Genomic DNA, 247 nt, shown 5'->3' with positions numbered 1-247 from the left:
TAAAGTTGGATGGTTCATATTAAGCGGCTCTCAGAGCCTGGGTTCGGTACTCTACCGGACTCAGACCTTTTAATTTCAGGCTTATCCGCTCGTTGTTGTAGTAATGGATATAGTCCTCTACGGCTTTTCTTATCGCACTGACACTCCTGAACTCCCTCAGATAAAAACACTCCGATTTCAGGGTCCCGAAGAAGTTTTCCATCACTGCATTATCCAGGCAGTTTCCTTTACGCGACATACTCTGCGT

1 protein-coding gene is annotated in these 247 nt (G+C 45.7%); it reads right to left on the bottom strand.

Going from position 1 to position 247, the window contains the following annotated elements; all coding sequences use genetic code 11:
* Positions 1-19: 19 nt before the first annotated feature.
* The coding region (locus QP437_RS10280) for an IS3 family transposase (RefSeq protein ID WP_285267767.1) at positions 20-247 on the bottom strand (228 nt) is incomplete at its 5' end.

It is taken from the genome of Haemophilus sp. UMB1048 (assembly GCF_030218125.1).
Classification (GTDB): domain Bacteria; phylum Pseudomonadota; class Gammaproteobacteria; order Enterobacterales; family Pasteurellaceae; genus Haemophilus_D.
This window is presented reverse-complemented; position numbering and strand designations above follow the sequence as displayed.